Origin of the sequence: Roseivirga sp. BDSF3-8 (assembly GCF_041449215.1) — a bacterium.
Lineage (GTDB): Bacteria > Bacteroidota > Bacteroidia > Cytophagales > Cyclobacteriaceae > JBGNFV01.
Genome location: NZ_JBGNFV010000001.1, coordinates 4,134,251 through 4,158,711 on the forward strand (window position 1 = coordinate 4,134,251; position 24,461 = coordinate 4,158,711).

Below are 24,461 nucleotides of genomic sequence, written 5' to 3' on the forward strand. Positions count from 1 at the left end.
CAAACGAATTAACCCATCCTAAACCACATATAAACCATGCCAACCGAAAACCAAACCACCAAACACCACGTATCCGGCAGGGTAACCGACATCGCTAATGTACCCCAGGACGGCCTCCTTATCAGAGTATATGACCGCGACATGCGTAATGAGGAGCTGATAGGGGAGACCTACACAGGCCGTGACGGCCTGTATGACCTCCCTTACATTCCGGCTAAATTTCTTGCCGCTGAAAAGAAATACCCCGACCTGGCCGTAAAAGTTTATACCGCCGAAGGTGGTAAACTTCTGTATGAACCGCCCATGCGGGAAATCAGGTTCAACGCCCGGAAGCGTGAGGTCGTTAATATACGGCTGCAGCAAAGCGTGCAGCGGGCCAATGACGAGTACACCCGGCACCTCAATGACATAAAGCCTCTGCGTGGTGAGGTGGGTGTAGAAGGGTTGGATGAGAGTGATAAGGTACAGGATATATCATTTCTGAACCGGGAGGCCGGTATCAGAACAGACAGGCTCGAGTACCTGGTGGTGGCACATCGCCTGCAGGCACAGTTTGACCTGCCCACGGCTGTGTCATATGGCTTATTCAGAATGGGTACCCTCCTAAACCAGGGAGCAACAGACCTGTTGCGGATGCGGACCGGGGTGAATCTGGATGATGACCTGAAGGTATTGGTATATGATATGGCTCTGCTGGACCCCAGGCGTGCAACCGATGATCTTCGAAAGGCAGCCGACCGGAATATCATACCGGCACAAGCCGTAAAGCAATACAACCAGACCCAGGAAATACTCTCTCAATACCGGGAAGAAGCCACCCGCTACCAGCAGGAAGAAAAACCCGGTAAGGTGCTCAATATCCTGGCCGGCCTCGTGACAGGCGACAAGATTAACCTGATACAGGACCTGTTTACCAGTAGCCACGGAGATATGCAGGCCTTCGTTACCTCGCTCAAAGATAAACGAGTATTCGAAACCAAAGACGACCAGCAAAACGCCGAAGTAAGCCTGCAGCTCGGATCACTTTTAGGCTATAACAAAGAAATCACCGACGAGGTGATAAAAGCCGCAGAAGTAAAGAAAACAGATGATCTCCGTAAGCTGGTGGGCTACACCGCCAAAGACTGGAAAGGATTGCTCGCTAAGGTCAAAACCGGTGGCAGAGAGGCAGGCAGGGTAAAGCTTACTAAAAAAGCCGTAGAACTCCACGCCCGTACCCTGGCAAAAAATCTGGAGGCCAGATACCCCGCCGAAGCCTACCTGAAGCATATGCAGGCCGATAGCAAGCTCAGTAAAGACGATAAAGAGATTACCGCTTTTCTAAATAAACAGAAGAAATTCAACCTGAAAGAGACCTCTGTCGATACCTATTTTAAAGAGAAAAAACTTAACAAAGAGAAAGACGAGAAGCTAAAGAGCAGGCTCAAAAAGCACCAGCGGCTTCTCCGTCTGAACATAGGCTACGAGCAGGCCAAAAAGCTTAATGAGCATAAAATCCATTCCGCCCAGGGTATAGTAGCCGCCGGACGCGGACGCTTCATCAATGAAATAGCGCCTGAAGCCGGTCTTAGTGAAGATCAGGCAGAAACCATATTCCGCAAAGCAGAAGCCACCCACGCCGCCACCCTTATGGTGGCCGCCGACCTGCGGGACATGCGGGAGGCCGCCATAGTGCCCGCCCTGAGCGATGTAAAGCTCATGAACAAACTAGCTTCGGTAGAAGGCGATTTCCCGACCCTCAAAACCCTCTTCCAGCTTACCGATATGTGCGAGTGCGAGCATTGCCGCTCCGTGTACAGCCCCGCCGCCTATATGGTAGAGTTGCTCCAGTTTCTCGATAAGAGAAAGGTAAAAGACCTCGAAGCCCCCATCACCTTTAACAATGCCAAAGATGCCCTCTTTGAGAGACGCCCCGACCTGGGTGACCTCGATCTGAGTTGTGACAATGCCAACGTACCCGTGCCCTACATCGACCTCGTGTGTGAAATACTCGAGGAAGTGGTAAGCCCTGATAAAGGCTTCGATTATGGTGACACAATAGCCGAAGGCGGTATCAGCAATAACCTGTTGAATGAACTTACCGCCGCAGGCTACAAGGTCACAGACAGGGCCCAGATATTTCCACAGGATGTAAACGGAGACTACACCCTGCGTGATAAGCAGATTGTGCTGAAGATACATAGTACCGGCGGAGGCAACTGGAACATCAAGGAACTGAGGCAAACCTACGGCACCGCTGCTGAACTGGCTGCTGCGCCGTACCACGTCAACGCAGACGCCTATGATGTCCTCAAAAAAGCCGTATATGCCTTCGGGCTGCCCTTCGACCTGGATCATGCCGAGGCCAGCGCCTATTTCGAGCGCTTCGGCATAGGCCGTGCCGACCTCATGAAAGCCCTGCAAAGCAGTGGTAATCCGGCCGATATTGCCATCGCCACCGAGCGGCTGGGCCTTACTACTCAGGAAAAAAATATCATCGTCACGATAGACTCAGGTAACCAGGCCAGCTACTGGAATACCCAGGGGACCGTACTCGCCGATATGCGGGTGGTGAAAAATATGCTCGATAAGACCGGGCTTACCTATAAAGAGCTTGAAGAAATGCTCGAAATGGCCTTTCACCCAGGCGACCTTTTCATCAGGCACCTCGACGAGAGCTGTGACCTTACCCAGAAACGCATTGAGAACCTTACCGCAGCAGGGCTGGACAAGATCCACCGGATACTACGCCTGCGCAAGGCGACCGGATGGAGCTTCCCGCTTATCGATGCCCTCCTTACCCAAAGTACCCTCGGGAATGGAAGCCTTAATGAAGCCTGCCTGATCAAACTCGGCCGCCTGGTGGAAATAAAGGACAGGACCGGTCTGAAAATAGAAGAATTGGCCGGCTGTTACGGAGAGATTCCCCATACCCTCACCACCAATGAAAAGTATGTCCCCCTTTACCAAAAGGTATTTTTAAACAAAGCCGTAAATGGCACTATAGACGAAAGCCTGCTGCCGGAAAACATCACCGATAGCGGCGACATTGCCGACCAGAAAACATCCGTGTCACTCGCCCTGCAGATAAGCGAAGAGGACTTTGACCGGCTGTACGACACCCTTGCCGACACAAGCCTGAGCTGGGCCAACCTCAGCTACCTGTATGCCTCTGCACGCCTCTGTGCCAAACGCAAGGTCAGTATCAAAGATTACCTCATCTACCGGGAGCTCACCGGCCTGCAGCCCTTTGCCAGCCCTGCCGATACCCTGGCTTTCCTGGACTACCTGGATAAAGCCAAGCACTCCGCCCTGTCAGCTTCCGACGTCAAGTTTATGCTCCGGCATGAGGCCGAAGACCTGGACCAGCGTATTATCAACGATGAAAAAATAGAGGAAATACTCGAAGTATTGCAGGAGGTCTATGCCCAAGCTTATATAGCTGGCAATCCCCCTTATCATAATGAAATGTCCGTAGAGGAGCTTTCCGTACTACTTAAGCAGACCCTGCTACGTGTACCGGAGGTGACTGAAGAGGCGGCAGCCAATATTGTGAGCATGGCCCTGGGCACCTACCAGGGTACGAACCCGGAAGCTGAAACCATCATTGACGAAGGCCTTTCCTTTTACCTCGATACCAATCCCGTAAAGGCCGCCCGCTCGGCTATAGATGACAGCGAGGACAATACAGACCCCACTGCCTCTGCCACCAAATACGCTTTTATCGATAGCATACTCGACCCTCTTCTGGCCTTCCTTTACCTGGTCGAAAAAGAAGAAGCCCTACTCACCACCCTCAGCCAGGCCTATCGCCAGGACCGCGAATTGGTCAATGCCGCGCTTTTGTCATCCGAACTCGGCCAGCCCGGAGGCTCCCTCATCTACGATCTGCTTACAGACGACAGCCTGATAGATACCACCGACCCCGAAACCTACCCCACCATAGACGAAGCTACCTACGGTGATCAGTACAGTGCTTTGCGCCTATTACATAAAATGCTGCCCCTCGTTGACTCCCTTAATCTGCCTGCTGCAGATGTGGAGTGGTGGCTACAAAATGCCGGTCCTGTACTTATGGAGTGGCTGCAGCCCGATCATATACCCTACACTACCGGCCAGTCAGATGCTGACTATGACGCATGGCTTGCCCTAAGTGGCATGGCGGCCGTAAGCAAGAACTACCCCGACCTGGAAAACCCTGCCGACCCCGAGCGGCCCTACACTTTCACCGGTGCCCTCGATCAGCTGATAGATGGAATAGGTACAGCCGAATGGCTGGACCAGGTGGCCGTGATCACGGCTTACGATCGTGAGCAGGTAGAGGCATTGCATAATCATTTCTCCTGGAGTGTGGATGACTACAAAGACCCTGACACCTGGCATAGACTCGAGAAATGCATGGGCTACATCCGCAAGATGAATATAACGGTAGACCAGGCCGTGGAAGCCTCAAAAGCCACACTGGAAGCCCTGGATGCCGCTACCCTTCGCGCCGCTTTGAAGACCCGCTACTCCGGCGATCTTTGGCTGGAGACCCTCAAAGAGATCATGAATGCCATTCGCCCTCAGAAGCGTGATGCCCTCGTGGCCTACATTCTGGCCGAAAACGCAAACATGACCACCACCGCCGATCTGTATGATCATTACCTGGTGGATGTGGAGATGGAAGCCTGTATGCCCAGTTCCCGCATTGTGCAGGCTCACGGTGTCATACAACTCTTCGCCCAGCGCTGCCTCATGGGGCTGGAACTGAATACCGCCGCCGACACCGAAGCCGATCCCGGCTGGGACCAGTGGAAATGGATGAAGATGTACCGCGTATGGGAAGCCAACCGCAAAGTATTCCTCTACCCTGAAAACTGGATAGCCCCGGAACTGCTGGACGATAAGTCCTTCCTTTTCTCAGATCTGGAAAACACCCTTCTCCAAAACGAGCTCAATGAGTTTACCGCCGAAGATGCCGTGATCAGGTACGTGGAAGCCCTGGACGAAATTTCCTTCCTGGAGGTAATGGCCTCCTACTACGAAAAGGAGGCATACACCATGCACGTATTTGCCCGCTCCAAAGGTGGCGATCCGCCACAATACTATTATCGCCGCTTCGAAAGCGAAAGATACTGGACACCCTGGGAAAAAGTACCCCTGGAAATCACCGCCAACCAGGTCGTAGCATTCAAGCGAAACAGCCGGCTTCACCTCGCCTGGCCCATCTTCAGTGAAGAGCCCAATCCCAACCAGAATATCGACGTACCCCCGATGGACGCCAATGGTTCCACACAGGGTGCGGATGAGAATAAGCCCGAAAAGCGCTTAAGGATACAACTTGCCATCAGTCAGTATGCCAACAAACAATGGAAACCCAAGAAGGTATCACAGGATGCTATCACCGGACCCTACAGCATAAGCGATGCAGACCTTAATCATGATGTCTATAATCTCATATACAATCCCCTTTTCGATCGTATCGCCGTCTTCCACACCAATATGGAAGGTAACAATGAATATCACCGGCTCGACGGCCTGTTCGATATAGCAGGCTGCAAAGGCTATCCCGAGCTTATCGCAGACTATGACTACTACGTCTCCTATCCGGATTTTTTCCCCGACATACTCGATGCCCACCTCAGACCCCAGCGGTATTTCGAAAGGCAGCATCTCGAGTCACCCGATAGCCTGGTCATTTTCCATGTGCTTTCATTCTTAGGGCTTCACGACAGGCTGAATAATACCCCCGGCAAGTTCAGGATTACACACCCCTTTCAGTTCAATCTGTTTGACCTGATCGCCTGGATATTCATGATGATTCTGAAGAATGCGCTGGGGAAACTGGATATTCTCGACAGGTATTTTAAAGTACCACTCGGCACCCTTTTTCCCTATTTCTTTGAGGACAGCAACCATGCTTACGTAGCCATCCCCGGCCTGTATGGTGAGCAGGATAATGCCGAAGGCGAGCCCGTGCCGGTAAGGCGCACCTTCTCCGATATACGCGATCTGCTGGATAAGATAGGCGCCATAATCCAAAAATACATCCAAATCTATCAGGAAAACCAGGATGTAAATGCCACCATGGAGCAATTACAGAACGACCCCGACTATCTGTATATCGTGGAGGAACTGAATATCTATAAAACCCTATCCGTAGGAGAAGACTGGCGTAACCTCTACTATCCGCTTATGTGTAATCTGCGCAAAGTGCTTTACAATGACGGTGTGGAAGGTATCATGAAACGCGAGTTTCAGTTACAGCAGATCCCCTTCGATTTTGGAGCACATTATCAGCCATTTCCGCAGATCGTGCAGCCCTATCCGGTGGAAGACTTCGACTTTACCAGCCAGGGCAGCTACAGCGGCTACAACTGGGAGTTGTTTTACCACACCCCTCTCATGATCGCCAACCGCCTGCGCGACGATCAGAAATTCGACGAGGCCTTCACCTGGTACCATTATATGTTCAACCCCACCGGCACACTGGCAGGTAGCGTGCCTAATAAATTCTGGGTCACTAAGCCCTTTTACCAGCACACCACAGCCGACTACATATACCAGCGGATCGACACCCTGCTATACAAGGTAGCCACTCCCGGTACACCCGAGATCGCCGAGCTGGAGTTTGCCATAGAAGAGTGGCGGGATAAGCCCTTCCGGCCCCATACCGTAGCCCGCTTCCGCCCCGTGGCCTATCAGAAAACCCTGCTGATGAACTACCTGCAGGCCCTGATCGACTGTGGCGATTACCACTTTCGCATGGACACAATGGAGTCCATCGTACAGGCTACCCAATACTACATGCTGGCCCATAAGCTCCTGGGAGATAAGCCCAGAGTGGTGCCACCCGTAGCCAGGCCCCCCTATCAGACCTACAACCAGATAGAGGCCGACCTCGATGCCTTCGGCAATGCCCTCGTAGAACTGGAAAACCTGATTCCCGACATAACGACACTGCCCCAGGGTGGCGCAGAGCTACCCCCCGTACCCCAAACCCTGAGTTCCCTATACTTCTGTATACCGCTCAATGATAAAATGCTCGGTTACTGGGATACCATCGATGACAGGCTATGGAAGATTCGCAACTGCCGCAATATAGACGGCGTGGAAAGGACCCTGGCCCTCTTTGCTCCTCCCATCGACCCCGGTGCCCTGGTCAAAGCAGCCGCCGCAGGCCTGGACATCTCCGCCGTCATAGCCGGTATGAATGCTCCGCTGCCACATTATCGCTTCATGACCCTGGCCCAGAAGGCCACCGAGCTTGTACAGGAAGTCCGCAGCCTGGGAAGCTCGCTGCTGCAGGCCCTGGAGAAGAAGGATGCCGAAGAGATGTCCCTGCTGCAAAACAGTCTGGAACGCAAGGTACTGAAACATATGCGGGACATTAAAAAGCTACAGATACAAGAGTCGGTAGAGCAGATAGAAGTGCTCAATAAATCCAAAGAAACCACACAGGAGCGCTTTGACTATTATGCAAATATCGAGAGGATCATTGCCAACGAGCAACTGAACCTGGACAAGCTCAGCGAGGGACAGGACTTCCAGATGGCCTCCCAGATCGTACAGGCTACCGGGGCCATACTCGGGCTCATACCTGATTTCAACATCGGTGGTCATGGAGCCGGTGGTTCTCCTGCTTTCCATGCGACATTCGGAGGCTCTAACCTTGCCGAGGCAGCCAATGCCGCCGCCAGCGTGCTCAATATTCTCAGCAGTGCAGCCAACTATGAGGCCAACCGCGCCAGCATACTCGGCGGCTACGACCGCCGTTGGGAAGACTGGAAGCTGCAGGAACGCACCGCAGACAAAGAACTAAAACACCTCGATCAGCAGATCGTCGTGGCAGAGATCACCAAACAGCGAAACGAGAAAGACCTCGAAAATCATGACATCCAGATAGAGAACAGCGAGCAGACCGAGGCCTTCATGCGCGATAAGTATACCAATAAGGATTTGTACCAGTGGATGATCTCAGAGATTACAAGCGTGTATTACCGTGCCTACAAGATGGCCTATGACATGGCCAAGAAAGCCGAAAAGAGCTATCAGCATGAGTTGGGCACGACCGATACATTTATTGACTTCGGCTATTGGGATAGTCTCAAAAAAGGCCTGCTCGCCTCAGATCAGTTGCTGCATGACCTCAAGCGAATGGAGGTCGGCTATTATGACAGTAATAAGCGCGAGTACGAAGTTACCAAGCACATTTCACTCGATATGCTCGATCCGCTGGCGCTCATCAAACTGCGTTCTACCGGCTCCTGCGATTTTGAGGTGCCCGAGGCTCTATATGATATGGACCATCCCGGTCACTACTTCCGCCGTATTAAGTCCGTTAGTATTTCCATACCCTGTATAGCAGGCCCCTACACCTCCGTAGCCGGTAAGCTGTCGCTTGTAGCTAACAAAGTGCGTAAGAACACAGCCAAAGCACAGGGAGCCGCCAGCCCGCTCGAAGAGTACCAGGAAGACCCCGGTAACGACCCCCGCTTCCTCTATAACATCGGTACTATCCAGAGCATCGCCACCAGCGGAGCGCAGAATGACAGCGGCCTGTTTGAGATGAACTTCCGTGATGAGCGCTTCCTGCCCTTCGAAGGGGCCGGAGCAGTAGGTACCTGGCGCTTCGAGCTGCCCGAAATCCAGCAGTTTGACTACCAGACCATTCGTGACGTAATTTTGCATGTCAAATACACTGCCCGTGAGGGAGGTAGTACGCTACGTAATCTCGCCTCCTCTACACTGGCCGAAACGGCGGACAGTATAAGCCAGGAGCTTAGCAAAACCGGCATGCACAAGGCCATCAGCCTGCGTCATGAAATGCCAAATGAATGGCACATGCTTAAGACCGAAGGCGAGGCACTGCCAACCATCACCAAAGACAGGCTGCCCTACTTTACCCAGCCACTGAGCACCAGCATTAGCAACGTGGTGCTAATAGCCAGAGTAGCAGGTGCCCACTCCGATATCACCATTCAGGTAGACGATGCCGATCTGACCCTCGGGCATAGTGGCGACTGGGAGTTATGCATCAATGAAACCAATGCCATAAGCCTCGATACGCAGTTTAAGCTCAACCTCGCTGAAGGTGACAAGGCGAATCTGCAGGATTTGATTCTGGTGGTGAAGTATGAGTTTTGACAGTATGATATGAGTGTTTAAGTCATTTTCGTACCCGTTCGGGTATAATTGTGGTAGTTCTGACTATTTTCGTACCCGTTCGGCTATAATGGTCTAATCATATGGTATCAGTAGGAGAGTTTGTACGATTAAAAAGAAAGCGACTAGGCGTGACACAGGTGACACTGGCAGATAAGGCAGGGGTTGGTCTGAGGTTTTTAAGAGAACTGGAAATGGGCAAGCCTTCCCTGCAAATGGATAAGGTAAACCAGGTACTTATGCTGTTTGGTGCTGAGCTGGGTCCGGTGCCCCTAAACCGTGAAAGAATACTGAATGCGCAGGGCTAAAGTCTATATGTACGATGATCACGTAGGAAACTTAATAGAGGATGAAAGCGGATATACCTTTCAATACCTCGAGGAATACGTGAATGCACCCGATTCTGAGCCGATAAGTTTGACCCTGCCCCTGCAGTCAGAGTCTTATTCGAATAATGTGCTGTTCCCGTTTTTCGATGGCCTTATACCAGAAGGCTGGCTGCTTGATATTGCTGAAAAAAACTGGAAGCTCGATGCCAGAGATCGTATGGGCTTATTATTACAAACATGCCGGGACTGCATAGGAGCCGTAAGCATACTACCCTACGAAGCATGACCCGCTGTCTGTATTGCTATAAGCCACTTATTGAGCATAAGGCTGATTTTCATCAAGTTTGCAGTAAGCAAATGTTTAATAGTTCTGAGCCTCCCTTGCTGGACTATACCAGTGACCAGATGCTTGAACTGGCCGAAAAAGTAGTGGCCTCACACAGTACTGTAACTGGCGTTCAACCAAAGCTTTCACTTGGTCTGAATAAGCCCGCCGGTAAAGCAGCCACTTCAAAGCTTACCATTATGGGTGTAAGGGGCGGCTACATCTTAAAACCCCAGTCGGATTACTACCCCAAACTGCCCGAGCTGGAAGACCTGACCATGCACCCGGCACAAATTGCCGGTTTGGCAACTATGAAGCATACGCTCATAAGATTGAAGTCTGGTGAACTAGCTTACCTTACTAAAAGAATAGACCGGGAAGGGAAGGGAAAGAGACACATGGAAGATATGTGCCAGCTTACCGAACGGCTCACAGAAGCTAAATACAAAGGTTCTTACGAGCAGATAGGCAAAGCAATTATTAAATACTTTAGTAATCCGGGTTTTGATATAGTTACCTTTTTTGAGCAGGGTAGTTTGTAGCTTTCTCACTGGAAATAACGATATGCATCTAAAAAACTTTTCATTGTTTAAAAATCCTGAGCAGGGGTACGTTTTTAGCCCGGCATATGATCTGGTTGCCTCAGCTTTGGTTGTGGAAGGAGATGATGAAGAGCTTGCGTTGACACTTAATGGAAAGAAGAAGAAACTTAAGCTCTCTGATTTTCAAAATGCGATGTCATCTTCAGGCCTCAATACAAAGGTGATTGAGAACATCTTTAAAAGGTTTCAGCGAGTATTACCTGAATGGCATGACTTTATAAATATTAGTTTTTTACCTGAAAACTTGAAAGAGAATTACCATGCCGTACTTGATAATCGCTTCCGGCAGATTAACCTGTAAGCTTAGCCGCAAATGTGGGGGTATTCATTAAACATCACAACTAAGATTTCAGAGTCAGACCTATAAACATATCGATTACTACATTTACCTGGCAGGGCTTCGCCGCCTGTAGGATCAGGCTTAGGAATACAAGCTAAAACCAAAAAAGACCGCCCTGAAGCGGTCTTTTTCTATATATAAGCTATATATCAGGCGCAAACGGGGCCGTGGGTATCGTTACACAGATTTTCCCAATGTGTACAGCCTCCACGAGTTCCCAGTATCCACTCCGGATCCAGGGGTGCAGCCTCTTCGCCACCATTATCTGGGGGTAATCCGCCTACTGCTTTCATGCATACGTTTTCGTCGACAGCTGTTACAAAACTGGTTACTTCCAGTTGATCAAGGTTTAGTTTTCCTTTTTTCATAATGATAGTATTAATTTGGTTTTTGTTAATTTAAGATAATTAGGCTGTTTTGCTAAATTTTCTTAAAAAAATTATAATCACAACGGACCATGGGAACGAACAGCCTTGCACCTCAGCACCATATCCTTAATGGAGATGCCTTAAAGGATCACTTTCCTGATGAGCTTACAGGTGAGGTAATTGTTCTGCGCGAGGCCTTGGTCGAGGGTAGTGTGAGCGGCAAATATCCTGATGGCTTTTTTACTACCCGCGCCTTGCATATAAGCGATAATTACCCAGACACCACTGCCGGGGGTTATCGCCATAAATCTGCTCTTGAGATACAGAAAATAGGCACTATACCCGCCGGTTCAGAAGTCAATCTTTGGTTTGAAGACGACCTGTTTTGCCAGGTCAATTTCTGGTTTAGTGTATGGCTGTTGCAGCACTATGGCAAAAGCAACCCCTTGTTTTTGATAAGACCGGGAGAACAGTCCCCGTACAGCTTCGCCGCGCTTGACCAGAAGACCCTGATGAATGCCTTTCACCAACGTAAGCCTATCCAAAGCCCGGGCGAAATAGCAGCCCTCTGGGAGCTATACAAAGCCGGTAAGCCCAAAGAATTGCATGCTCAGGCCGCAAACCTTCAGTCTCAGTACCCCTTCATTTTGTCTGCCGTCGAAGCTCACCTGGACCGGTTTCCTGTAAAAGGAGGCCCTGGCCGGCCGGAGCGTAGCCTTCTCCGGATCATGGATGAGTTGCAGACCCGTGAGTTTGGCCCCGTTTTCAGAGAGTTTACCCGCAGAGAAGCCATCTACGGCTTTGGCGACCTGCAGGTAAAAGCCCTGTATGATAAGCTACTCGCAAGCAGTTAGCCTTGCTGGTTATTCACCATAGCATCACTGCCGTGTCGCCACTTTGGCTGGAGTAGTAGAAGCGCAGGCGCAGTATATACTCCCGCCCCTTCAGCAGCTTGAAGGTAATTCGTGCATTCCGTTCAAAGCCCGCGTCATCATCACCCGCCAGGTAGCGGTTTTCACTTCCCTGCTTCTCAAATAGCACAAGAAGCGTGTCTACCGGGCCAAACGTCTGCATGATGTACGTTCTCGACCGTTCGGGTTTAATGATAAAGTCCATCTGATCCCCCGGCTGTAGCGTGGCATGCTCCGAGCGGAAAGGCCGGAGCTCCACATAGTCCTCTTCTGCCAGGGAAGGGTAGAATTTCCGTATAAACTCCCTGTCCGTATCAGAAAGGCCTGCCTCAGGGCGTATTCCTTCCTGATTATAGGGTGGGGGGGAGTCGATCAGGTCCGCCTGAAAGTTATATTGCATGATCGAGTTACTGTCCCATTCCGATCTATTAACCTCACTTTGCCTCACTTTTCGCAGGATATTATGGTGTATGGTATCATCGTCCCAGAAGTTAGGCGAACCCCGGAAGTACTCCAGCACCCGTTGTTCATTCCACACGATGCCCGCGTTCGGGTTCTGATGCGCATGCGGAAAGCCCAGCGTATGCCCTATTTCATGCAGCGCCGTCTCCTTGCCATACCAGTCACGCGTAAGGGACCAGCCAAAGTTCATCGTTCGGGCATTTTGCGGTATCTGCAACACCGTAGTGCCTATATAGGACCAGGAGCGGTTATCCTGTTGAAAGCCTATCCTTACTTCTGCTTCAAAAGGGTCCTCCACTTCGATAAACTCCAGTCCGATACCCACCTCCTTCCACTCCCGGAAGCTATCCCTTACCACATCCTTTTCCTCCTCACTTGCCGCCGTCCAGCTTCGCAGGCAATTATGTTTCGTGTGGTCCCAGAAGCAGTAGTGAATCTGCGTGCCATTTACCCACTTCCTGCCATTGATAATGATAATCTCCGCCCGTCTGGGGAGTATGTCATCAGGCAGGTCCCGTTCCGGCTGGGGCGGCAGGCGGCAGTATTGCTTGTTCTTTTCTACTTCCGAATAATCTGTTTGTGCTTCGTATTTCATCGCCTTTGTGTTTATAGAGATTTAATACTGGTTTTGTCGTCTTTCTCACACACCGCAGGCATTTGTTTATATGAAATAGTTTTTACTTTTTATTTGATTATCAGTCAATTGTAGCCCATTCTTATATCACAGGTGATGATATATTATGCCACAGGAAGGTATGGAGGGCCGCCGTTTATGTAATAGTCTTTTCATGCCGGGGATAAACCGGTAAGTTGCATAGAAGCAAACACCTATACATGAAAATACTCACCCCGGGCACCTACTATGGCGCTCGCCGAACAGAGCTAAAGCAGGATGGTCTTATTCTGAGTGAATATGACTACCTCGCCAGGCAAACCGACTGGCACTATCATGAAAACCCCTACTTTATGTATGTGCTTGACGGCCAACTGTACGACATTAACCAAAAGCAGAAGACCCACTGTCACGGCGGCACCTTCCTGTTTCATAACTGGCAGGAACAGCATTTTAACAGCCTACATTCAGCCGCCGCACGCGGCTTTCACCTCGAGTTCGACCGTGAGTGGGCTGCCCGGTACCTTACCGATCTTTCCCTGTGGGAGGGAAGCCGCGCCCTGGACCACCCCAGGCTTCACCGCCTCATCTGCAGCATCTATTTTGAGTTTAAAGCCAATGATTCCTTGTCGCCCGTTTCCCTTCAGCTCCTGCTTATAAACCTGTGTGAGAATATACAAGAGACGGATAGTCGGGAAGCCCATGCCCCCGGCTGGATAGCCAGACTTAAGGAACTATTGCACGATGATCCGGACCAGAGCCTCAGCCTAGCCGCCCTGTCACGCCAGCTCGGTGTTCATCCCGTGCATATCAGTCGCGCTGTACCCAAATACCTTGCCTGCACCCTTGGGGAGTATGTCAGACTTATGAAGGTGCAAAAGTCCCTCAGTTATCTTTTGCATTCCGCGTGTAGCCTTACCGAGATAGCCTACATGTGTGGGTTTGCAGATCAGAGCCACTTCACCCGTGTATTCAGGAAATACTATGGCTGTACCCCCGGCCAGATAAGAAAATGCCTGTAGTTAATTCTGTTCTATTTTTACGGAAAGGGCTGCCATACCTTGCAGGCTGAACAACAACCATAATCATGTCAAAAACTCATTTTTTCACCCTGGCCCTGCTGCTCTGCACCACAGCAGCCTCGGCCCAGATACATGTCAAAGACAGTTACTACCTGCAGCACCCGCAGCTTAGCAGCCTCGACAGCACCATTGCAGCCGGTACATACGGAGAGATTACAAGCGTGTTAGTAGCCAGACAAGGAAAGCTCATAGTGGAACGCTATTATAACGGAGCCGATGAAAATAGCCGGCATAATACCCGCTCTGCCACCAAAACCATAGCCTCTTTACTCACCGGCGTAGCCGTAGACCGCGGCTACTTTGACTCAGAAAAAGACCTGCTCTTTACCCACCTCGCATATAAGCTGCCCGTAGATAACCCCGACCCGCGCAAGGACAGCATTACCCTCGAGGACCTGCTTACTATGAGCAGCCCCCTTGAGTGCGATGACTCTAACCCCTACTCCAGGGGTAATGAAGAGCGCATGTACCCCATAGAAGACTGGACCGGCTTCTTCCTCGACCTGCCCATTCGGTCATACCCCTTTGGGCCAAAGCCCGAAGAGCTGCCCTATGGCCGGTCATTCAGCTACTGCACCGCCGGAGCGGCTACACTGGCCGAAGCGATCAGCTCCGCTGCCGGCATGTCTGCCCAAGAGCTGGCAAAAGAAGCGCTTTTCCGGCCCCTGGGTATCACAGAATATACCCTACACCACACCCCGCAGGACATACTGAATACAGCCGGCGGCAGTGAGTACCGCAGCCGGGATTTGCTAAAGTTGATCCAGATGTGCCTCAATGGCGGCCGCTGGAATGGCCAGCAGGTCATCCCTCAGGAGTGGATCGAAAAAGCCACCACGCCCAAGGTGCAGGTGAGGCCCGGCCTGGAATACGGCTACCTTTTCTGGCTTAAAGGCTTCGGTGAAAATGAACAGTACAAAGCCTACTCCATGGCAGGTAATGGTGGCCAAAAGGTGCTCGCCATACCTGAGCTGGATATGACCGTCGTTATCACTACCACCAACTACGGAAACAGGCAGGCCCATGATTATACCGATGCCATTATTAACGACTACATTCTGCCTGCCATAGAGCAGTAGTAATTGAAGGCATATAAGGGAGCATACATTTGCTCCCTTTTTCTATAGGGCAATATGGGTATACCTCCTATATTGGGTATATGAACACAGATATTTCTCTCAGTTATCCTGTAGGAAAATTTAATGCACCTGCCCGGATCACCCCTGATCAGCTCGAAGGCTGGATCAATGAAATAGCTTCTTTTCCCGGTGAATTAGCCGCCTTGACCAAAGACCTCGGCCACCCCCAAGTCAACTGGCGTTACCGCCCCGGAGGCTGGACCATAAAGCAGGTCGTTCACCACTGTGCTGACAGCCATATGAATAGCCTGATGCGATTTAAGCTTGCCCTTACAGAAGACACGCCTGCCATAAGGCCCTATCTTGAAGACCGCTGGGCCGAACTTCCCGATTCGCTTGGGGATGACCTCAGCCATTCCCTGATGATACTTAGCGGCCTGCATGCCAGGTGGGCGCTGCTTCTCAGAAGCCTTACCTCTGATCAATTGGGGCGGCGCTTTGTACACCCTGAGCACAACCGTGAATTTACCCTCCGCGAGACCATCGGCACATATGCCTGGCATGGGAGGCATCACCTCGCGCACATAAAACAAGCCCTGAAGGCAGCAGGGGCATACAACTAAGCCAGTTTACTGAATAATCCTCCTCGGGCTAGCCATCTCACTTTACCCCGGGCCGGAACCTTACCGGCTCCCATCATCATGGGCGGCAGGCTATCAGAGCCTCGCCGCCAGGTAAACCAGGTAATAATGCACCTCAGCCTGTCAGATCATCCATGACAGGAGGCCTACCTCACACTATGCAACTTCCTGACGCTCTGTTTATTGTAAATATTTGAATTAAAAATATAATATTACTCATCTATATCTTGGTAAAAAAGGCTTAACAATTTGTACTTTTACCTGATTTCTGTCGGGTAACATACTGTCCTTGCTGCTCACCTGAAGTGGTACACAGGCCTATCCGGCGTTATAAAGAACTAAACCACCACGTTATGAAGCACTTTCTTATCGGACTGTGTGTGCTCATAGGGCCTGTCACCGCTTTGGGACAAAGCCGGAGTGAGGCGCTCAGTGATATGCAACGACTTGTGCAGGAGATTGTCCAGGATGAAAAGACCATCGAGAAAAACACCGAGAGGATAGCCGTCCTTGAAGCGGACCTGGGACACTTCCGCCAGCAAAAAGAAGAAAAGCTAAAGGAGGCACGGCAGCGGCTGGAGGATAAAAAAGAGGAGATAGAGAACAGCGAATCCTGGAAAAACCGCCGCGAAACAGCCCGTAAAGGATATAAAGAGTATAACCCCGGCACCTGTAATGCCGGCGGGCCACCTCCCATATGTGTGGTGGATCACTGGTACTACGTAGGCTATGCCAAAGCCATGGCCGAGTACGAGGCTTACGAAAAGCGCGAGCTGGATAAGGTCCGTGATAACATTACGAACACGGATAAAACCTATAGTGACAAGATAGCCGATGCCAGTGATGAGATTGCCCGCCTTCGCCAGGAGAACTTCAATCTCACCAATGGCCTGCCAGGTAAGCGCGGAGATATGGGGGATGCCGCCTACGCCTGGCTCAATGCCGTGAGAAAAGAGGACGAGGAAAAGGAAAAGAAATGGCAGGAAGGAGCCACGCGCGAAGAGGCCTACCGCCAGGTGCTGGATCACAACATGGGGGAGATAGATAACAAGCTTGCCTCTGCCAATGCCGAATACCTCGAGGCCTTTTCCGATACCCATGACCGCCTCAGGGAGCGCTATAATGATAATATCGACCAGATAGAAGACGAGCGCTACAACACCCGCACAGCCCTTAGCAACCACAACTTCCAGAGCAGAATGGAGGCTGACAGACTCGAAAGTGCTTATGAAGACGCGCTTGATGACCTGCAGAACCTGGAAAGAAGGTGGCAGACCACCGAACTACCTTCAGAAGAAGATAAAAAAGCGTATGAGGCCGAGAAAAACAGGTTAGCATCCATTGCACGGGCAAAGGAAAAGGCCCATACAGACTATGTGACCCAGGCTAAAACAAAGGCGGATAACCTGCAGCAAAAGCTCAATAGCCTGGATGCCCGTGAGCAGCAACTGGACGCTCAGTATGACCAGGCAGGCGGCACGGTAGAGAAACAGCTAAAGGCCGCATTTGAAAACCGCGAAAAGGTGCTGAATCAGATGAAGGCCAATACCGATCAGCAGATACGCAGCCATGCAGCCCTCATGAGGCAAAATAAGATGATGCGTCAGGCTGAGATAGATAGCTGGAATAAACAGAAGAGCGATGAACTGAGCCGCATGGAGGATATGTGCGGAAAGGTAGACGCCATATGCGGGGCCATTTACACCCCTATCTCTTACCTGCCGGAGGCTGATATTGATATTGTGAGAGAATTATTCGGTGGCCTGCCGGGTAGCGGTGGAGGCTTGGAGGAGTTTCATGATAAAATACTCAAGCTGCCGGCCGGCATACCCAATGTCACCTACAAATCAGGCAAAGACGGTACCCAGACCCATTTTGAAAGCAAGATAGGGCTGGCTCGCCTCATTAATCTCAAGGCCCGCTTTGAGCAGGATCCTATGAACGAAAAAGAAGGACTCACGATCAAAGGTTGCGTTGAAATGGAAATGCTTGGCAAAAAATCCTGCTTTGTGTTGGGTACCGATAAGCAGACAGGTGAAAATACCTATTCCTTAGAAGGCGTGATCAAGGAAAATGTAGAATCCATGAGAAAGATCCGCAGAGACCAGGAGGAATTCTTTGAAAAGGCTCTCGAAAAAGTCCGTAAAAATAAGGCCAAATGAAAAGCATATTCAAAATAACGATACTGTGCTGCCTTTTCTGCGGCACACTGCATATAGCCGCCGCTCAGTCGGCCACAGACTACGATAAGTACATGGATGCCGCCCGCAAAAGCCTTAGCATGGGCGATTTTCCCATGGTTAAGCTCATATGTGCCGACGCCATGATACTTGATGTCACCCGGCCGGAAGGGTACCTGTACACCGCTATGGCCCTCTACAGTGAAGGAGATCTGGACATGGCCGAAGACTTCGTGAACCAGGGCCTTATCTGGTGCGATGAAGAGAAGAAGAAAATAGCCGAAAACATACTGGTGACCATTGGGGACAAGCGGCAGTTTAACAAATACATAGAGCAGGCCAGCTACGAGCACGATGCGGGTAATACCGCCCGCGCTGCCACCTTTTATGACCAGGCGTGGCAGCTCTTTCCCATCCGCACAGATGTGGGCTTCCAGACAGTGGACCTGTACCTGGACACACAGAACTACCCGCGTGCCATGGAGATACTGGAAGAGCTGATTAACTACCCTGACCCCACCGTAGAGAAAATAGCGCGTAAGCTCTACGCCACGCTGGACGGCACCTCTATGATCAAGGACAAAAAGGCGTTTGAGAAGAGCCTGGCCGATGGAGATAAATATGCTGACTGGGGAGACTACGACCGGGCCGTATCAGCCTATAAAACAGCCCTCCAGTACAAGCCGGGAAATAGTGCCATACAGCGAAAACTGGCCTATGCAAAGGAGGAAGTGGCTTACGAAAATGCGATGGACAGTAAATATGTGTCGGATTCGGAAAAGTATGCCGACCAGTACCCTTCGGGCCGTCATATCACCGAGATAAATAACCTCATCAAGCGCAGCTATAAATCCATTGCCAAAGGCTACTATGAGGAGCGCAATGAAAGTAAGCTTATAGACTATTATAATAAATACATCGAGCGGTTTCCTTATGATGCAGACCACCAGGAAATCCGCGACCTCGTGTCCGCCCTCTACTATGAGGAAGGCGAGCGTAATCTAAAGGCCAATAACTGGAGCAATGCCAGGCATAATTATAAAGCGTACCTCTCCGTAGCCCCTTCCGGCGAGCATGCAGATTACAGTGAGCGTAAGATCAAAAAGTGTGACCGCAGGCTTAAGCAGCGCAGTACAGGCTACCTGCTGTATGCTTACGATGAGGAAAGCCCCATCGGCCTTACCTTTGGCAGGCTCAATAAGAATAAGCTCGGCCATTATATTACTATCAAGATGAACACTGATATATTCAGCGGCCTCGATGTATTATATAAAGTGGATGAGTCCGGCGACCATGATAGTCCAAATGACGTGCTGGAAGCTACCGGTGAGGAAAAACTGGCAAATATTTCCCTGAGCGGAGGCGTTACCTTTAAGCTTGTGTATCCCCTCTATGCCTATATGGGCGGGGGAGCAGGCTACTACCCCGTATATGAAGAGTACAATACCTACATTATAAGGTATAATGGCAGCCGCAGCGATGGCGAAACCGAATACTTCAGAAATAGTGACCGCACAGAGTTTCGCTATTTTCCTGAGGCAGGCGTGATGCTTAAAATTGGTAATGCCCTGGTGCTGAAGTATGGTGCCCGCTATGACCAGGAGATGTTCCTGCAGCAGTTCGGGCTCGGCTTCCAGTTATAGAACTTAGATAATACTTATACAATAAGGCCATCCATATGTGCATGGATGGCCTTAGTTTTTGTGAAGCACTATGGGGACACTTCTTTTAAAGCCCTCCCATTGTAAGTTGTCCGGAAATACGGAATATTTGCAGTGGTGCCACACCATGACAATGTATCTGTGAGACAGCTTAGCCGGATTCCCATATACCATTACCTGTTTCTTACCCTCATCTACCTGTTGGTGTCGGCCTTCTCATACGCCAAATATGGTGTGGCCCTATCCGACGACTCCTATAAGTACCTCACATATGCCGATAGCCTGAAGGATGGGTTCCACATTCAGCAGCATTACATACTCTACATCGGCTACGTGCTGTTTATCTTTTTCATCAGGCTGCTTACCTTCAGCACCGCCCATGCCACCATCATCATAGCCCAGTACCTGCTGTCATGGGGTAGCCTCATGCTGCTGTACAGGGCCATCGCCCGGTGGACCGGCTCCCTGATGACCGGGCTGCTTGTAGCACTGCTTTGCCTTGGATATGTGGATCTAAACGGCTGGAATTCACACTTGCTTTGCGAGTCCTTTTACACCAGTATGGTCATCCTCTCCCTGTGCGTATTATCCGGCTACCTCACGAAAGGGAAGAGGCCTTTAGCGTATGGCCTGCTTACTGCCTGTGTGGTACTGCTTACCATGTTTACCAAGCCCACGGGCATCGCCCTCTTCGGCGGACTGGTGGTGGTACTCCTCGGCAGGGTTTGGCAGAAAACCGGCACCCCCGTGCGCATCGGCTTATTGGCAGGCGGGGCGGCGGGGCTGGTGTTCGTCGCTAATAAAATGCTCTCCACCTTTATTCTGGTAGAGCAGTATCAGCAGGGAGAGATCGTGTACCTGGCCCATCTTATGGGGTACAATGCAGATAACAGCCTGCTGTATGTAAAAGTACCCGATGACCTGGTTATTCCCCCGGAAGAGTATGAGCCCCTTACCAGGGTGTTACTGTTTATCTATCACAACTTCACGTTCTGGTTTACCCTTTTTATCAGAAAGCTGTACTTCTTTCTCAGTCACACACGGCCTTACTACAGCACCTTTCATAACCTCTTTGCCCTGGCCTATTTGGTGCCTTCCTATGGGCTTGCTATAGGTGCCCTTACCAATTCACGCCTGGGCATCTCTGTCAGGCTTTTTGGCGTTGCCTACCTGCTTATTCATACCCTCAGTGTCACACTTACCTCTGTGGACTGGGGTGGCCGCTTCCTCATCCCCGTACTACCTGTCGTATTTATTCTGGCCGGTTGGCAGCTCATGTTTCTTTATAATAAATACAGAGGCGGCCATTCCTTTGCCTGAAAACAGCCCTTTTCCTCCCGGTGACAATGGTCAATAAATAAAAAGGGCTGCTTTTTTATAAAAGCAGCCCTTTTGTCTAAAAAAATTATCCGTTTAGATCGTACAGAGGAAATTACCGCTCAGGCAGCGGTAAAAGGAACAGCATTCCGTATTCAGGTGGCTTGGGCATGTGTGATTACCCGTTTGGCAACCGTCCCTGGTAAGAAGTACGCCACTGGTGATAGGCTCCAGCCCACCCTTAATGGTCGCGTCTTTTTTCTCCTCCAGTGAAGTGGTAAAGCTTTCCACCTGGAGGTCTTCGAGTTTTAATTTGGTATTTTTTTTCATCTGAATGAGGGTTTGGTATGGTACGTATGCCGGGCCCTTTTTGGGGCCCGGTGGCCTTTAAAATTTAGGCAATGGCCCTTCAGGCTTTGGCCCGTCATCTATAGGGCAGGTATAGCCATTCACCGATGGGCACCTGTTTACGCTGGGGCATAGCCAGGTGCCTGGCAACGGTTCGGCCTCCATTTTACAGCCCAGTGAGGCTCCTCCTGCTATTGTTTTGGACGTATGAGGGTTCAGGTCAGTCACAAAACTGGTGATGCGAAGGGTTTCTAACTTTCTTTTCATATATGTCGCGTAAATTTTAATGATGTACTTGAATATCATGCTATTACGCCATAGCAAAAAGCCTTTTTTAGTGAAGGTAACCCAGCGCTTAGTGAAGGCATCTGTTTACATAGGGAAAGAAATAAGCATTCTGCAATGCATGCCCTCCCCTGATTAGAAAACGCTGGAACGTTTTCTAATCTGTCCCCGAAAGTCGGACCTCTCCCCCGGGAGGGGAATTACGCTTAGCTATGCCAACTAAGCTCATAATATGGCTAGATCAGGGCCAGCTTTTGCATGAATGGCCCGCGGTACGTTTTGCCGATAGGTAGCTTAAAGGAATTAATGACCACATGAGATTCGCTTATGCTGCTTATGCCGTCCATATTGATGATATAGGAGCGGTGTATCCGGCAAAAGCAGGGCTGCCGGAGTTTTTCACCCACCTTTTTCAGCGTGGAGCATATAAGGTATTTCTGGCCGGTGGTTTTAATGTAGGTATAATTATCACAGGCCTCAATCCATAATATATCCCGGCAGGTAATCCTGACAAGCTGGTCCCTGTCCTTCACGAAAATATCCTCCGGTCCATCGTTTACATCCGCTTTACGGATTGCGTTATGCAGGGCGATGCTGACGGCCGACCGCAGGTCGCGCTCGTCAAAAGGCTTGATGATATAGCCTGCCGGATTCGTTTGCCGGGCACGCTGTATGGTATGTTCGTCGCCGTAGGAGGTGAGAAAGACCACCGGGTAAGCTGGCTTCAGTCTTTCGATCAGGTCTATGCCGTCCGTCTCTTCGTTGCCCAAGTGTACATCCGCAAGAGCCAGGTCCGGCGGGCTGCTTTGCAGTCCAAGGCTGGCCTCACCGGCCGAGTGGTATACGCCTGATACGTCGTAGCCCAGCATGCGCAGGTGCATCTCTATTTCACTGGCAATGATGGGCTCATCCTCTATTACGGCTATGCGGTAGCGGCTCATATAGTATCATTCATTGGGGTGGGAAAAGTAAGGGTTACACATACCCCTCCATTATCAGTAATGGTGCGGCAGGCATTTAGCTTTTTGGCCAGCGCCTGCACCAGGCTCATACCAAAGCTGCCTGCTTTATCCATGTCGAAATCCGGCGGCAGGCCCCGGCCGTTGTCCCGGACACTCAGGTGGTACTCCCCGTCTTCGGTTTGCAAAAGTATCTCAATGCAGCCCGGCTGTCCCTTTTCAAATCCGTGTTTGATTGCGTTTGTCACCAGTTCATTTATGATAAGGCCTAAAGGTATCGTGGCATCCACATCAAGCTCTGTGTCCGGCACCTGTATGGCTATGGCTATATTAGCCAGTGGCTCCGGGTAGCATTCCTGCAGGTTAGCCACCAGGTTGTGGGTATACTCCAGGATATTAACGGCCCTCAGGTCACTGCCCTGGTAGAGCTTTTGGTGCAGCAGCGCCATAGATTTCACCCGGTTGCGCCCCTCGTTTATGGCGTGGCGTGCCTGCACGTTTTCCACATGCTGAGATTGTAAAAAGAGAAGGCTGGATACGATCTGCAGGTTGTTTTTTACCCGGTGATGGATTTCCTTCATAAGTACCTCCTTTTCACCCAGTGCCCGGCTTATCAGCTTATTTTTCTCATCCAGTGTCTGGGCATGCTGCTTTTTGGTGCGGTACAGCACCAGCCCTGTAAGGGCCCCCGCGGCTCCCAGCAGGGCCAGCACCACCAGGTAGCGCGTAGACCGGGCCTGCTGGCTTATTCTCGCCTGCTGTAGCTGGGTGGTGGTATGCAACAGCGCAATCTGCTGCTCCTTTTCATTTACCTTATACCTGTTCTCTATCTCGTGTATCTGCCGGCTGGTCTCCAGGTTGTTCAGCGAGTCCCTTATTGATGCGTATTGTTTATGTGCGGCCAATGCCTGCGCCGGTTCGCCCAGGTGCTCATAGGCTTCCACCTGGTAGTAAAGTGCCTCCATCTCGTCACGCAGTGTGTTAGACTTACGTGCCATGTCCAGCGCCTTGCTGGCATACTCAAGGGCTTTCGTGTAGTTTTTTCTTAGTATATAGATATGGCTCAGGTTGCCCGTGATAGTGGTATTGTATTGCGGGTTTATGTGTTCGCCATTCAGCGTCATGGCGGTGAGAAAGTATGATTCCGCCGTATCAAGCTGCTGCCAGTCCAGGTATATATTTCCTATAGATACATAGGTGACAGACAGGTGCGTGCTGTCTTCTATCTCCAGTTGCAGGGCCAGCCCTTCGTTATAATACATCAGGGCAGAATCAGGCTTGTGCATTTTATGATATATGATGCCTATGTTCACCAGGGAACCGGCCTCGTTAAGCGTTTCACCCATTTGCCGGTCTATGGCCAGGGCATCCATCAGGTAGGGCATCGCTTTATGATATTCCTTCCGCTGCGAGTATATGATGCCGATGTTGTTGAGCGCAATGGACTGTTGCGTTTCGTCTTTAAGTACCTTCCAGAGAGTGAGCGAGTTAAAGTGCGCTTCTATGGCTTTATCCTGTATGCCCATGATGTCCAGGTTTATGCCCATCATGCCCCAGGCTGTGGCCAGTGCTACGGTATCCTTCAGGTCCTCTGCCAGTGCCAGCGCCTGCCGGGCATAGAGCAGGCCGGTATCTGCCGATACGTAAGAATACTCCCAGGCCAGTTCACTACAGATTACCTGGCGTACAGAGTCCCCACCCGTAGCCTCGAGCGTGTATAGCAGGCTATCTATTTGGGGCTGCTGTCTGCCTTCTGCGCGGTATCCTGCCCCGACCAGTAACAGGCACAGGCCAAGGAAGGAGGAATAGGAAAAAATGCGCAAGACAGCCATT

At 50.8% G+C, this 24,461-nt stretch carries 18 protein-coding genes; 12 read left to right on the top strand and 6 right to left on the bottom strand.

What is annotated here, in order from left to right; translation table 11 throughout:
• Nucleotides 1–36 precede the first annotated feature (36 nt).
• The 5 genes from AB9P05_RS17100 (at nucleotide 37) to AB9P05_RS17120 (ending at nucleotide 10,683) form a co-directional block, all read left to right on the top strand.
• The gene (locus AB9P05_RS17100; protein ID WP_371910050.1) at nucleotides 37–9,108 is read left to right on the top strand and encodes a neuraminidase-like domain-containing protein; all 9,072 of its coding nucleotides are present in this window, start codon (nucleotides 37–39) and stop codon (nucleotides 9,106–9,108) included.
• 101 nt (nucleotides 9,109–9,209) lie between these two features.
• A complete protein-coding gene (locus AB9P05_RS17105) occupies nucleotides 9,210–9,434 on the top strand; it encodes a helix-turn-helix transcriptional regulator (protein WP_371910051.1) in 225 nt (74 codons plus the stop codon).
• Complete coding sequence (locus AB9P05_RS17110; RefSeq protein WP_371910052.1) at nucleotides 9,421–9,741, top strand: HipA N-terminal domain-containing protein; 321 nt, start codon at nucleotides 9,421–9,423, stop codon at nucleotides 9,739–9,741. Before AB9P05_RS17105 ends, AB9P05_RS17110 begins: the two co-directional genes overlap by 14 nt.
• A 71-nt stretch (nucleotides 9,742–9,812) precedes the next feature.
• Nucleotides 9,813–10,322: a HipA domain-containing protein gene (locus tag AB9P05_RS17115; RefSeq protein ID WP_371910053.1), complete on the top strand. Its 510-nt coding sequence runs from the start codon at nucleotides 9,813–9,815 to the stop codon at nucleotides 10,320–10,322.
• 22 nt (nucleotides 10,323–10,344) lie between these two features.
• Nucleotides 10,345–10,683, top strand: a complete 339-nt coding sequence (locus tag AB9P05_RS17120) for a HipA domain-containing protein (protein WP_371910054.1) — start codon at nucleotides 10,345–10,347, stop codon at nucleotides 10,681–10,683.
• A 188-nt stretch (nucleotides 10,684–10,871) separates the two neighbouring features.
• On the opposite strand, the gene AB9P05_RS17125 is transcribed toward AB9P05_RS17120, so the two are convergent.
• A complete protein-coding gene (locus tag AB9P05_RS17125) occupies nucleotides 10,872–11,090 on the bottom strand; it encodes a pinensin family lanthipeptide (protein ID WP_371910055.1) in 219 nt (72 codons plus the stop codon).
• Nucleotides 11,091–11,179: 89 nt separating this feature from the next.
• On the opposite strand from AB9P05_RS17125, the gene AB9P05_RS17130 reads away from it, so the two are divergent.
• Nucleotides 11,180–11,944: a DUF1835 domain-containing protein gene (locus AB9P05_RS17130; protein WP_371910056.1), complete on the top strand. Its 765-nt coding sequence runs from the start codon at nucleotides 11,180–11,182 to the stop codon at nucleotides 11,942–11,944.
• Between the two features lie 13 nt (nucleotides 11,945–11,957).
• Here AB9P05_RS17130 and AB9P05_RS17135 read toward each other — a convergent pair whose 3' ends face one another.
• Nucleotides 11,958–13,058 (bottom strand): M12 family metallopeptidase, encoded by a 1,101-nt coding sequence (locus tag AB9P05_RS17135; protein WP_371910057.1) that lies wholly within the window; start codon nucleotides 13,056–13,058, stop codon nucleotides 11,958–11,960.
• A 239-nt stretch (nucleotides 13,059–13,297) separates the two neighbouring features.
• On the opposite strand from AB9P05_RS17135, the gene AB9P05_RS17140 reads away from it, so the two are divergent.
• The 6 genes from AB9P05_RS17140 (at nucleotide 13,298) to AB9P05_RS17165 (ending at nucleotide 21,039) form a co-directional block, all read left to right on the top strand.
• Complete coding sequence (locus tag AB9P05_RS17140) at nucleotides 13,298–14,098, top strand: helix-turn-helix transcriptional regulator (protein ID WP_371910058.1); 801 nt, start codon at nucleotides 13,298–13,300, stop codon at nucleotides 14,096–14,098.
• A gap of 65 nt (nucleotides 14,099–14,163) precedes the next feature.
• Nucleotides 14,164–15,237: a serine hydrolase domain-containing protein gene (locus AB9P05_RS17145; RefSeq protein ID WP_371910059.1), complete on the top strand. Its 1,074-nt coding sequence runs from the start codon at nucleotides 14,164–14,166 to the stop codon at nucleotides 15,235–15,237.
• 80 nt (nucleotides 15,238–15,317) lie between these two features.
• The gene (locus AB9P05_RS17150) at nucleotides 15,318–15,860 is read left to right on the top strand and encodes a YfiT family bacillithiol transferase (RefSeq protein WP_371910060.1); all 543 of its coding nucleotides are present in this window, start codon (nucleotides 15,318–15,320) and stop codon (nucleotides 15,858–15,860) included.
• Nucleotides 15,861–16,231: 371 nt separating this feature from the next.
• On the top strand, nucleotides 16,232–18,040 hold the full coding sequence (locus AB9P05_RS17155; RefSeq protein WP_371910061.1) for a hypothetical protein: 1,809 nt from the start codon (nucleotides 16,232–16,234) through the stop codon (nucleotides 18,038–18,040).
• On the top strand, nucleotides 18,037–19,701 hold the full coding sequence (locus tag AB9P05_RS17160) for a tetratricopeptide repeat protein (RefSeq protein WP_371910062.1): 1,665 nt from the start codon (nucleotides 18,037–18,039) through the stop codon (nucleotides 19,699–19,701). The genes AB9P05_RS17155 and AB9P05_RS17160 overlap by 4 nt, the downstream gene beginning before the upstream one ends.
• 159 nt (nucleotides 19,702–19,860) lie before the next feature.
• On the top strand, nucleotides 19,861–21,039 hold the full coding sequence (locus tag AB9P05_RS17165; protein WP_371910063.1) for a hypothetical protein: 1,179 nt from the start codon (nucleotides 19,861–19,863) through the stop codon (nucleotides 21,037–21,039).
• Between the two features lie 93 nt (nucleotides 21,040–21,132).
• Here AB9P05_RS17165 and AB9P05_RS17170 read toward each other — a convergent pair whose 3' ends face one another.
• The 4 genes from AB9P05_RS17170 to AB9P05_RS17185 form a co-directional block, all read right to left on the bottom strand.
• Nucleotides 21,133–21,366 carry a pinensin family lanthipeptide gene (locus AB9P05_RS17170; protein ID WP_371910064.1) on the bottom strand — a complete coding sequence of 78 codons (234 nt, stop codon included), beginning with the start codon at nucleotides 21,364–21,366 and terminating at the stop codon, nucleotides 21,133–21,135.
• A gap of 57 nt (nucleotides 21,367–21,423) precedes the next feature.
• Complete coding sequence (locus tag AB9P05_RS17175) at nucleotides 21,424–21,651, bottom strand: pinensin family lanthipeptide (protein ID WP_371910065.1); 228 nt, start codon at nucleotides 21,649–21,651, stop codon at nucleotides 21,424–21,426.
• Between the two features lie 254 nt (nucleotides 21,652–21,905).
• Nucleotides 21,906–22,610: a LytR/AlgR family response regulator transcription factor gene (locus tag AB9P05_RS17180; RefSeq protein WP_371910066.1), complete on the bottom strand. Its 705-nt coding sequence runs from the start codon at nucleotides 22,608–22,610 to the stop codon at nucleotides 21,906–21,908.
• Nucleotides 22,607–24,460 (bottom strand): histidine kinase dimerization/phosphoacceptor domain -containing protein, encoded by a 1,854-nt coding sequence (locus tag AB9P05_RS17185; RefSeq protein ID WP_371910067.1) that lies wholly within the window; start codon nucleotides 24,458–24,460, stop codon nucleotides 22,607–22,609. Before AB9P05_RS17185 ends, AB9P05_RS17180 begins: the two co-directional genes overlap by 4 nt.
• Between the last annotated feature and the right edge of the window lies 1 nt (nucleotide 24,461).

Coding starts and splice junctions, on each gene's coding strand:
- AB9P05_RS17100 (WP_371910050.1), top strand. CDS start 37: ATGCCAACCGAAAACCAAACCACCAAACACCACGTATCCGGCAGGGTA.
- AB9P05_RS17105 (WP_371910051.1), top strand. CDS start 9,210: ATGGTATCAGTAGGAGAGTTTGTACGATTAAAAAGAAAGCGACTAGGC.
- AB9P05_RS17110 (WP_371910052.1), top strand. CDS start 9,421: ATGCGCAGGGCTAAAGTCTATATGTACGATGATCACGTAGGAAACTTA.
- AB9P05_RS17115 (WP_371910053.1), top strand. CDS start 9,813: ATGTTTAATAGTTCTGAGCCTCCCTTGCTGGACTATACCAGTGACCAG.
- AB9P05_RS17120 (WP_371910054.1), top strand. CDS start 10,345: ATGCATCTAAAAAACTTTTCATTGTTTAAAAATCCTGAGCAGGGGTAC.
- AB9P05_RS17125 (WP_371910055.1), bottom strand. CDS start 11,090: ATGAAAAAAGGAAAACTAAACCTTGATCAACTGGAAGTAACCAGTTTT.
- AB9P05_RS17130 (WP_371910056.1), top strand. CDS start 11,180: ATGGGAACGAACAGCCTTGCACCTCAGCACCATATCCTTAATGGAGAT.
- AB9P05_RS17135 (WP_371910057.1), bottom strand. CDS start 13,058: ATGAAATACGAAGCACAAACAGATTATTCGGAAGTAGAAAAGAACAAG.
- AB9P05_RS17140 (WP_371910058.1), top strand. CDS start 13,298: ATGAAAATACTCACCCCGGGCACCTACTATGGCGCTCGCCGAACAGAG.
- AB9P05_RS17145 (WP_371910059.1), top strand. CDS start 14,164: ATGTCAAAAACTCATTTTTTCACCCTGGCCCTGCTGCTCTGCACCACA.
- AB9P05_RS17150 (WP_371910060.1), top strand. CDS start 15,318: ATGAACACAGATATTTCTCTCAGTTATCCTGTAGGAAAATTTAATGCA.
- AB9P05_RS17155 (WP_371910061.1), top strand. CDS start 16,232: ATGAAGCACTTTCTTATCGGACTGTGTGTGCTCATAGGGCCTGTCACC.
- AB9P05_RS17160 (WP_371910062.1), top strand. CDS start 18,037: ATGAAAAGCATATTCAAAATAACGATACTGTGCTGCCTTTTCTGCGGC.
- AB9P05_RS17170 (WP_371910064.1), bottom strand. CDS start 21,366: ATGAAAAAAAATACCAAATTAAAACTCGAAGACCTCCAGGTGGAAAGC.
- AB9P05_RS17175 (WP_371910065.1), bottom strand. CDS start 21,651: ATGAAAAGAAAGTTAGAAACCCTTCGCATCACCAGTTTTGTGACTGAC.
- AB9P05_RS17180 (WP_371910066.1), bottom strand. CDS start 22,610: ATGAGCCGCTACCGCATAGCCGTAATAGAGGATGAGCCCATCATTGCC.
- AB9P05_RS17185 (WP_371910067.1), bottom strand. CDS start 24,460: ATGGCTGTCTTGCGCATTTTTTCCTATTCCTCCTTCCTTGGCCTGTGC.